Annotated in this window: 9 protein-coding genes and 1 tRNA gene; 5 read left to right on the top strand and 5 right to left on the bottom strand. The window is 43.5% G+C overall.

Annotation, left to right across the window (positions count from 1 at the left end):
* Positions 1 to 97: 97 nt before the first annotated feature.
* Positions 98 to 946 (bottom strand): CheR family methyltransferase, encoded by an 849-nt coding sequence (locus B4K11_RS00250; RefSeq protein ID WP_292954647.1) that lies wholly within the window; start codon positions 944 to 946, stop codon positions 98 to 100.
* A gap of 15 nt (positions 947 to 961) precedes the next feature.
* Entirely contained in the window at positions 962 to 1,900 is a 939-nt protein-coding gene (locus tag B4K11_RS00245; RefSeq protein ID WP_292954644.1) for a chemotaxis protein, read from the bottom strand.
* A gap of 72 nt (positions 1,901 to 1,972) precedes the next feature.
* On the opposite strand from B4K11_RS00245, the gene flgA reads away from it, so the two are divergent.
* The 4 genes from flgA to B4K11_RS00225 all read left to right on the top strand — a co-directional run bounded on the left by flgA (position 1,973) and on the right by B4K11_RS00225 (position 3,784).
* On the top strand, positions 1,973 to 2,668 hold the full coding sequence (flgA, locus tag B4K11_RS00240) for a flagellar basal body P-ring formation chaperone FlgA (protein ID WP_292954641.1): 696 nt from the start codon (positions 1,973 to 1,975) through the stop codon (positions 2,666 to 2,668).
* Between the two features lie 136 nt (positions 2,669 to 2,804).
* A complete protein-coding gene (flgM, locus tag B4K11_RS00235; protein WP_292954638.1) occupies positions 2,805 to 3,116 on the top strand; it encodes a flagellar biosynthesis anti-sigma factor FlgM in 312 nt (103 codons plus the stop codon).
* Between the two features lie 9 nt (positions 3,117 to 3,125).
* Entirely contained in the window at positions 3,126 to 3,614 is a 489-nt protein-coding gene (locus tag B4K11_RS00230; protein WP_292954635.1) for a flagella synthesis protein FlgN, read from the top strand.
* Positions 3,615 to 3,707: 93 nt separating this feature from the next.
* A tRNA-Arg gene (locus B4K11_RS00225) sits at positions 3,708 to 3,784 on the top strand.
* 17 nt (positions 3,785 to 3,801) lie between these two features.
* Here the strand turns inward: B4K11_RS00225 and B4K11_RS00220 are convergent.
* Complete coding sequence (locus B4K11_RS00220; protein WP_292954632.1) at positions 3,802 to 5,403, bottom strand: tetratricopeptide repeat protein; 1,602 nt, start codon at positions 5,401 to 5,403, stop codon at positions 3,802 to 3,804.
* A 300-nt stretch (positions 5,404 to 5,703) separates the two neighbouring features.
* Between B4K11_RS00220 and B4K11_RS00215 the strand changes: the two genes are divergently transcribed.
* Complete coding sequence (locus B4K11_RS00215; RefSeq protein ID WP_292954629.1) at positions 5,704 to 6,627, top strand: histone deacetylase family protein; 924 nt, start codon at positions 5,704 to 5,706, stop codon at positions 6,625 to 6,627.
* Between the two features lie 62 nt (positions 6,628 to 6,689).
* Here the strand turns inward: B4K11_RS00215 and B4K11_RS00210 are convergent, their stop codons facing one another.
* Together B4K11_RS00210 and oadA are read right to left on the bottom strand one after the other, a co-directional pair.
* Positions 6,690 to 7,994: a sodium ion-translocating decarboxylase subunit beta gene (locus tag B4K11_RS00210; protein WP_292954626.1), complete on the bottom strand. Its 1,305-nt coding sequence runs from the start codon at positions 7,992 to 7,994 to the stop codon at positions 6,690 to 6,692.
* An 11-nt stretch (positions 7,995 to 8,005) separates the two neighbouring features.
* Positions 8,006 to 9,790, bottom strand: a complete 1,785-nt coding sequence (oadA, locus tag B4K11_RS00205) for a sodium-extruding oxaloacetate decarboxylase subunit alpha (RefSeq protein WP_292954623.1) — start codon at positions 9,788 to 9,790, stop codon at positions 8,006 to 8,008.
* Positions 9,791 to 9,843 lie beyond the last annotated feature (53 nt).

Here is a 9,843-nt window from a genome sequence, read left to right as displayed (position 1 = left end):
AAAGCGGAAAGCGGAAAGCGGAAAATAAAAAAGCCGTTGTCCATAAACAACAGCTTTCTTAAAAATGAGTCTGCAAAGAAGAGTACGTTACAACTCTTTAAATCGCCTGATAAATAATACCTGGCCGGCAGTGAATCATTTGATACTTATCCGATAGACCTGACAAAAATTCAGAAGCGCCTAAAATGAGATAACCTCCTGGTTTCAACACTCCATGCATTTTGGTCAGAATTTCAGTTTTTTTCTCGCTCGAGAAATAGATAAGTACATTTCGGCAAAAGATAATGTCAAATTTACCCATTGAGGAATATTGACCAAGTAGATTTATACTCTGAAAACGAACGCGTGATTTGATGTCAGGCTTAACAGCCCACCCACCACCTGGTGTTTCACGAAAATGCTGTGTCAAACGCTCCTGGGATAACCCCCTGCCAATAGCCAGCATTTCATACTCACCACGCTTAGCCTGAGCTAGAACCTGAGTAGAAATATCCGTTGCAACAATCTCTTCAGAGGAAAGTTTTCCTGGTGTTTTCTTCTTAAACTCATCAATTGTCATACTGATGGAATAAGGCTCTTGGCCAGTAGAACACGCCGCTGACCATATTCTAACTTTAGAGCCCCCAACATTACCCACTACTTCAGGTAAAATTCGATCCCTCAAAATATCAAATGGATGAACATCACGAAACCATAAGGTTTCGTTAGTTGTCATTGCATCAATGACCTGCTCGCGCAGACGTTTTGAAGCGGGACTCTGCAGTTTGGTAATTAACTCTTTCAACCCAGGGCAGTTCTGCTCTTGTACAATTTTACCTAACCGACTTTGAACCAAATACTGCTTGTGTTTAGCTAGCAAAATACCACTATTTTCTTCTAAGAACCGACTAAACAATTCAAAATCAGAATCGGTGATCGTAAAACTAGACCGGCCAGTAATACTCATAAAGAGTAGATACCCCTAATTATTTTCAACTTGATTTATACGTTGAACAACAGCCGTTGCCAAATCATCTGGATTAAACTTCGCTAGGAAGCCATCTGCGCCTACTTTTTTAACCATAGACACGTTAAATCCACCTGACAAGGATGTATGCAAGACTACATGCATACCCTTCATACGCTCATCACCACGTATCATAGAGGTCAGGGTATAACCATCCATCTCGGGCATCTCGATATCTGAAATAACCATTAGAAAGTTTGTTGTAACATCAACCCCTCGATCAGCCATGTCACATAACAGATCCCAAGCCATACGACCGTTATTGCAGGAGGTAACCTTAATACCTAAACCTTCCAAGCTACGCTGCATCTGATTACGAGCAACAGAGGAGTCATCGGTAATAAGTATCTGATAATCTTTGGCTTTTTCACGTACTGTATCATCAGCGACATCTTTACTTACTTCTGTCGGCATAGGATATAGATCAGCAAGAATCTGCTCTACGTCAAGAATCTCAATCAGTTTACCTTCATACTCAAAGATAGCGGTAAGATAATTCTCCACCCCTATTTCCGTTGGAGGAGCCATAATCTGGTCCCACTGAGTATTCAAAATTCTATCAACTTTACGAACCAAAAAAGCCAAGGTTCGACGGTTATACTCCGCCACAATCAAAAAGCATTCCTGACGTTGATCCTTCGGTACAGAATCTCGACCAACAGCTTCCGATAGATCCAGCACAGGAATGGTCTCGCCTCGGATATGAGCCATACCTTTTATAGCTGAAGTTTGCCGAGGAACTTCTGTAAGCAATGGACATTGCAGGACTTCACGTACTTTAAAAACGTTAATGCCATACTGCTGATCGCTTTCTAAGGCGAACAATAACAATTCGAGCCTATTCTGGCCCACCATCTGAGTACGTAGGTTTACACTATCTAGGATACCTGACATGATCTACCAATCCCGTAGAGATTAAATCAATTCTATTTTTGCACGCCATCACATAATGTTAGTGACAACAACGTGAATACTTATAATTTAACACGACTTTTCGTACTAACCACTTTTCTTTTAGCTCCAGTGCATATTTTTGCAGAGAGTGAAGCCGAAAAGCTTGAACAAGCAGCATCGCTATATTTGCAAGAACATTACAAAAAAACGAGCCCCGATGCGCGCATTGAGATCAAACTTAACCCGATTAGCAGAAAAATCAAACTAAAAACCTGCCTTGTGCCATTTGATTTTCAAACACCCAAAGGTAATGGCAGCCGAATAACGTTCAGAGCACGCTGCCAATCACCCCTTTGGCAGCTCTTCATTGCCGCTGAAGTTAAACAATTTGGTTTAGCTGTTGTAAGCAGAACAAGCTTACCGCGAAAAACATATCTCAGCGAGAAAAACACTCTAATACAAGAAGTTGATATAACCTCTCTTCGTTCCGCTTACTTCACTAACTCAAACGATATAACCGGCTGGATTACTAAAAGAAGTATAGCTGCAAATACAATAATAACTGCCCCTATGTTAAAAGCACCATTAACTATATCAAAGGGTAACGCTGTCATTATAGAAGCTAAACGCAACGGTGTATCGATCAGAACATCAGGAACAGCTCTAGAAGATGGTACCTTAGGCGAACAAATTAAAGTAAGAAATGACCGTTCAGGCATCACAGTAAAAGCGAGAGTCATAGAGCCTGGATTAGTTCGCGCCCCCTGAAAAAGCCCTTAAGATAGCTTGCTTATAAAGCAACTGCTATACTGAAAAAAATTATTTAAGAAATTTCACTTTTTTCTTAAAGTTCTCGAAATAGCCGCCGATAAGTAGGTTCAGATACAAAATTGAGGACGGATAAATGATTAATGATCTCACGGGCCTGTCATCTTCGCAGACGGCAAGTTCTCGTGCACGGACAAGCGAACAGGGTAACGCTACCAAATCTGGTGGTGATACTTCTGCACAGCAGTCCCCGTCCAATAAGGGTGATACAGTAAATATCAGCAATGCAGCACAGATACTGCAGAATGCAGACAAATTACTGGCAGAAACACCTGATGTGGACAGCGCGCGTGTCGAACGCCTAAAACAGGAAATAGAAAGCGGCAGCTATCAGGTCAATGCAGAGCGCGTTGCCGAAAAGATGCTAAATTTTGACAACCTACTTTAAAGTTAAGACATGACTGAAGAACAATTATTAGAACTTAATACCCTGCTAAAGCAGGGTATTTTGCTTTTAGAATCTTTAACATCAATCTACGACAAAGAACTAGAAGCCCTCAGTAGTAAAGACTTAGATAAACTAAGCGATACAACTCAGGAAAAAATGTCACTGCTCAATAAGTTCCATAACTTCACATTGGAGCGGGTAGAGCTTCTTAAGTCATTTGGGCATGATATAACTTCAGACCAATACTCACTTCCCGAAGCACCAAAAGTCGACTCCCAAGGCAGTAAAGCAGCATCTGAGAACTACGCAGTCATTAAGCAATTCCTTAAGGAGCTGCAACAGAAGAACAAACGCAATGAACAGGCGATCTATAGAAACCAGCAAAATGTCACACAGCTTCTAGCCATTGTTCGTGGCCATAAAAAACAGGACCAGCTCTATAATAAAAGCGGCGGTTCTGGGCTCTATAAAGCACAAAGCCGAATCGGTAAGGCGTAATAAGCAATCACGATAATAACCTACCAACAAGTTAGTGACTCAACTAGTAATTAAGGCTAAAATCCGTGCCACATCGACTTTACCAACCTATCAGTCCCAGTAGCTCAGCTGGATAGAGCGGTCCCCTCCTAAGGGACAGGCCAGGGGTTCGAATCCTCTCTGGGACACCATTTTACGCTCGAAGCGGCTATCGCAATAAATTACCCAGAGACCCCTGCGGTAAAAGGGCAACATTGTGCTTCAAATAAGTTACCAACTGTTGCTGCTTATCTTTTTCAGCCCCATCATCCGCTAGCTTTTCAGCAAGCTTTAAATAGCGACCTACCATTTTTAAACGCTCAGCTCGCTTTTCTTCACTATCTCGGGCAGATTCAAGAAATAGCTGGGCCAAATTAAGTAATGCACTAGCATTACTTGTGTCATATTCGGTGGCTAAGCCAAAGTACTTAAGCGCCTGAGGCATTTTCCCAGATAGATAGTGCTTCACCCCTAAACGATTCACTTTGTAGCTCATCTCAGGATCATGCTTTTTACTAGGAGGTATAATACTTTTAGCTTTCACAGGCTCAAGGATTGGAACCGCGTCACCAGTAACCTTCAAGAGTTCTCTATCCAAATCCAGAGGCACTTCTAACTCAGCATTAGCTCTCTGGGCTTCACGCGTGCATTTATTCGCTTCATCAGTATCACCAAGAGCACTATACATTTCACTTTTGAGCAAACCCGCTTTAACTTGTAACGAACGGTCTTCAGGAAAAGCTCTTGAAGCCTGAGTCATTGTTTGCTCAAAATCGTTGATCAGTTCAGTCGCTACAGCGCCTTCGGAATTAGCAAGCTCTAACCTTTTAACGTTCGCTAAGCGGAGGTAAGGTTCCGGAGAGTGATAACAACTACGTCTCCCCAAAACAATAGACTTTTTATAAGCGCCACCCGCAAGCTCCAATTTCTTTGTCTGGGTTGCGAGCCGCCCCAACTCCATCTGCCTAGGTATCCCCAGGGGCGCTTTCTGAGCAGCTTCGCTAACCGTCTCACAGGCCTGTTCTAAATCGCCATTCTTCTCATGACTCGCACTTAAGAGATCATATGCCGCTATAAAAAGTGGATACTCTTCAATCAACTCATTAAGCAAAGCCTGCCCCTCCTTAATACGATTTAATGCGAGGAGGGATTGCGCCCAATTAAGGCCAGCCTCTTTGTCATGAGATTTCCAATACTGCTTCTCAGCAACACTTGCTGCCTCTTTAGGCTTACCAAACTGATTTAGCAAACGGGCTAAAATCAATTGCGCTTCATCATATTCGGGATCATAACTAGAAAAGTTATTTTTGCAGTAGCCAATCGCAGTGGGATAATCTCCAACCTCAAGCGCATCATCAACAGGCTTGAAAATTGATTTCCGATATAGAAGAGCATCCAAGCGGTGCTTTAGCTCTTCCACTGAAAAGGGTTTCATAATAAGTTCGTCAGGACGACTATCGATAGCATGCAGGATAACTTCTTGAGACGCATCACTGGTCATAAAAACCCAACAAGCGCTGGATTTTATATAACCGCGATACCGACACTCTTCAAGTAACTGAATCCCGGTCACGTTATCATTCACATTGTGACCGAGAAGGATAACGTCATAATTATTCTCTGATATCTCTGCTAGAACGCGATTATTTATCGTAATCGCTTTTAGGTTCATCACCCCTAAGCTTCTTAGCATGTAGAAGATTATAGAACGCATGTTGCCACTACTCTCGATCAGCAACACTTGTTTATCAGAATAATCTATTTTAACCACTCAGCCATCCGCAATATCCCTTCCTATTACATGCAGTATAAAAGCGGAGCACTAAAGACTAAAGCATTTCCTTCAAACAAAAAAAAAGCACTAAGTGCAGGGTGATGCGCTTAGTGCTAAGACAGTTCTATGCTGTACTTAACATCCTATATTTATAGCATTGAAACACGAATGACCCAGATCAAGAAAAAACTAACTGAGTCAGCGTAACCTGAGGGTATTGAGACAATATGATGAGATCCTGAATAATGGATTTCGGTTACACTAATTTTAACAATAACTATATAAAAACAGACACCTATGACTACTGCATTTATTACACATGATGACTGTGGCCTACATAATATGGGGCCTGAACATCCAGAAAGTCCAATCCGTCTAGTTGCTATCGGAAAAGTTCTGGAAAAAACCGGCCTAATGCAGGAACTGGAGCGAATCCAATCTGTTCATGTATTACCCGAACAGATACAACTCGCACATGCTCAGCTACATCAAAAGCGACTGGAGATGAAGCTACCTGAGCACGGGGTTGTATATACAGACGAAGATACAGCTTTATGCCCTGATTCACTCCATGCAGCCAGCTTAGCCGCCGGTTCCGCAGTTATGGCTGTTAACCGGGTATATTCAGGCAAATCAGATAATGCCTTCTGTGCGACACGCCCCCCAGGGCATCATGCTGAACACAACAACCCAATGGGGTTCTGTTTCTATAACAATGCCGCAATTGCAGCCATGCACGCACTTCAACAACCCGGAATTGAGCGTGTAGCAATCTTTGACTTCGATGTGCACCACGGTAACGGCACAGTTGATATATTTAAAGACAAACCGGAAGTATTAGTATGCTCAACATTTCAGCATCCATTTTACCCTGAACGTTATAGCGATATTTTACGAGATAATATTGTTAACTGCCCTATGGAAGCCCATAGCGATGGTATGGTATTTAGAAAGCTGGTTGAATCTCGTTGGCTTCCAGCTATACAAGCTCACAAACCAGACATGATTATTATCTCAGCCGGTTTTGACGCTCACCACGAAGATCCAATGGCTGATATTAAACTAAACGAGGAAGACTATCGTTGGGTCACTCAATTACTAATGGATGCTGCCAGAACCTATAGCCAAAACCGTGTTGTCTCTGTCCTTGAAGGAGGTTACAACCCTATCTCTTTAGCTTTCAGTGTTCAGGCACATCTAGAAGTATTAGCCGGTCACTAAACCACAGTCACTAGAAACAAAAAAGGCTGCCTATTGGCAGCCTTTTTATTTGCAAGAAGTGTCTATCCGCTTACGAACTTGATCATTACACCAGCCGCAATCGCAGAACCGATTACACCGGCTACGTTTGGACCCATTGCATGCATAAGCAAGAAGTTTTGAGCGTTGTACTCAAGACCAATCTTATTCGATACACGAGCAGCCATTGGAACCGCTGATACACCAGCTGAACCGATAAGCGGGTTAATAGCATTACCACCCATCATCTTGTTCATCAGCTTAGCCATCAAGATACCCGCTGCAGTACCAATACAGAATGCAACGATACCTAGAGACATGATACCTAGAGTCTGAAGATCCAAGAACTTATCAGCTGACAGTTTAGAGCCAACAGAAAGACCTAGGAAGATGGTTACGATGTTGATAAGTGCATTCTGAGCAGTATCACTCAAACGATCAACCACACCACATTCACGCATCAAGTTACCGAAGCAGAACATACCCAAAAGAGGTGCCGCATCAGGAAGCAATAGAGCAACCAGAATCAACAATACGATCGGAAACAGAACCTTCTCTAACTTAGTTACATGGCGTAGCTGATGCATCTTAATCTTACGCTCAGCATCTGTAGTCAACGCACGCATGATTGGCGGTTGAATCAGAGGCACAAGAGCCATATAAGAGTATGCAGCTACAGCAATCGCACCCAATAGATGAGGAGCAAGCAAGCTAGTAACGTAAATAGCGGTTGGGCCATCAGCACCACCGATGATACCAATTGCCGCTGCTTCTTGGATATTAAAGTCCATCACTCCGATAGAGCTAAGACCTACAGCACCCAATACAGTAGCAAAAATACCAAACTGAGCCGCTGCACCTAAGAACAAAGTTCTAGGGTTAGCCAGTAACGGTCCGAAATCGGTCATCGCACCAACACCCATGAATATCAACAAAGGTGCAGCCGTTGAGCCAATCGCTACGCTGTAAAAGTTATACAACATACCATTTGCATAACCACCATCAAGAGCCGCGTTTATAGCAGCCTGATGCTCAGCAGCAGACGAATTGTGGTAAGCGTTAATAATCTCTTTCGGATCAGTGCTGGTAATATTCAGCGCAGCCGCAAGGCTATTCATAACCTCAGGAACGGCAAAATGCGCTGCATTCTCAACAGCAGAGTACGCAAGACCCGCTTCAGGAATGTTTGCCAAAATGCCGCCGAAACCAATCGGCACAAGCAGCAGCGGTTCGAAATTCTTTTTGATCGCCAGGAACAAAAGCAACAGGCCAACAAAAATCATTACGATCTGACCGCCACTGATGTTGTAGGCACCAGAGGCTAAAAACAGTTCGATTAGCTTTTCCATCGAGCAGTACCTTATGCCAGAGTCAGCAGAGTGTCGCCAACCTGAACAGCGTCACCTTCATTCACATCAACAGAAACAACGGTGCCAGCACGAGATGCACGCACTTCAGTTTCCATCTTCATCGCTTCAAGAATGACAAGCACATCACCTTCTTGAACAGCTTCACCTGGAGATACTTCAACTTTCCAAATGTTGCCCGCCAACGGTGCTGGCACATCTTCACCTTCACCCGCTGGTGCAGGCGCAGCTGCAGGAGCCGCAGATGCAGCTGGTGCTACAGCAGAGATATCACCGCCTTCAGTAACTTGTACAACGTAGTTCTGACCGTTAACTGTGATTGTGTAAACTTCTGGTCCAGATTTCTTCGGTGCAGACATCGCTAGTGCGTCCTCTAATGTAGGTGCAGGTTCAAATGCATCAGGATTGTTACGGTTTTCAAGGAATTTAAGGCCAATCTGAGGGAACAACGCATATGTAAGAACGTCATCAATTTCGTTCTCACCTTTTGTTAACTCAACACCTTTTTCTGCTGCTAGGTCTTTTAACTCAGCAACAAGCTTATCCATTTCAGGCTCTAGAAGATCAGCTGGACGGCAAGTAATCGCCTCACCACCATCTAATACTCGTGCTTGCAATTCAGCATTGTAAGCTGAAGGAGCCGCACCGTATTCACCCTTGAGGATACCTTGAACTTCTTTAGAGATCGTTTTGTATCGCTCGCCCATTAGGACATTGATAACCGCCTGCGTACCAACAATTTGTGATGTTGGTGTCACAAGAGGGATCCAACCTAGATCTTCACGAACACGTGGGATCTCAGCTAAAACTTCGTCAAATTTATCAGCAGCGCCCTGTTCTTTAAGCTGGCCTTCCATGTTTGTTAACATGCCGCCAGGAACCTGAGCTACCAAGATACGAGAATCAGTACCGCGTAAAGAACCTTCAAATTTAGCATACTTCTTACGAACTTCACGGAAGTAGGCAGCAATCTCTTCAAGCTGAAGAAGATCTAGACCTGTATCACGGTCAGTGCCAGCCAATGCAGCAACAACAGATTCAGTCGCTGTATGTCCATATGTCATCGACATAGACGAGATAGCTGTATCTACACGGTCAATACCCGCTTCAACTGCTTTCAGAATCGTCATATCAGATAGACCTGAAGTCGCGTGTGCATGCAACTGTACTTCAAGATCAGTCTGTGCTTTCAAGCGAGATACAAGATCAAATGCGTCATATGGCGTCAAGATACCAGACATATCTTTGATCGCGATAGAATCAGCGCCTTTATCTTCCAATGTTTTAGCATATTCAACCCACATATCTGTGGTATGAACAGCACTTTTCGTGAAAGAAAGAGTACCTTGAGCGTGCTTGCCAGTTGCCTTCACTGCTTGAATTGCAGTTTCTAGGTTACGAGGATCATTCATCGCATCAAAGATACGGAATACGTCCACCCCATTCTTTGCAGCACGTTCTACGAATTTGTTAACAACATCATCTGCATAGTGACGGTAACCTAATAGGTTCTGTCCACGCAGTAGCATCTGCTGCTTAGTGTTTGGCATTGCCTGCTTAAGCAGACGGATACGTTCCCACGGATCTTCTCCGATAAAACGAATACATGAGTCAAATGTTGCGCCGCCCCAGCTTTCTAGGGACCAAAAGCCTACTTTATCCAGCTTTTCCGCGATCGGCAGCATGTCTTCAACTCGCATACGGGTAGCGAATAGCGACTGGTGCGCGTCACGTAGAACTACGTCTGTTATGCCAAGCGGTTTCTTTGCGTCGGTCATGGGTAATGGCCTTCTGTCGATTAATGCAGATTATTCTTTATTTATCCGTTCTT

Source organism: Neptuniibacter sp. UBA6509 (genome assembly GCA_002435145.1).
GTDB lineage: Bacteria > Pseudomonadota > Gammaproteobacteria > Pseudomonadales > Balneatricaceae > Neptuniibacter.
The sequence above is the reverse complement of the archived record's forward strand: the minus strand, read 5'-3'. Positions and strand labels throughout refer to the sequence as shown.

Bases quoted from the DNA above. Each gene is read 5' to 3' on its own strand.
- B4K11_RS00210 (WP_292954626.1), bottom strand. From the start codon at position 7,994: ATGGAAAAGCTAATCGAACTGTTTTTAGCCTCTGGTGCCTACAACATC.
- oadA (WP_292954623.1), bottom strand. From the start codon at position 9,790: ATGACCGACGCAAAGAAACCGCTTGGCATAACAGACGTAGTTCTACGT.
- B4K11_RS00230 (WP_292954635.1), top strand. From the start codon at position 3,126: ATGACTGAAGAACAATTATTAGAACTTAATACCCTGCTAAAGCAGGGT.
- B4K11_RS00215 (WP_292954629.1), top strand. From the start codon at position 5,704: ATGACTACTGCATTTATTACACATGATGACTGTGGCCTACATAATATG.
- flgM (WP_292954638.1), top strand. From the start codon at position 2,805: ATGATTAATGATCTCACGGGCCTGTCATCTTCGCAGACGGCAAGTTCT.
- B4K11_RS00245 (WP_292954644.1), bottom strand. From the start codon at position 1,900: ATGTCAGGTATCCTAGATAGTGTAAACCTACGTACTCAGATGGTGGGC.
- B4K11_RS00250 (WP_292954647.1), bottom strand. From the start codon at position 946: ATGAGTATTACTGGCCGGTCTAGTTTTACGATCACCGATTCTGATTTT.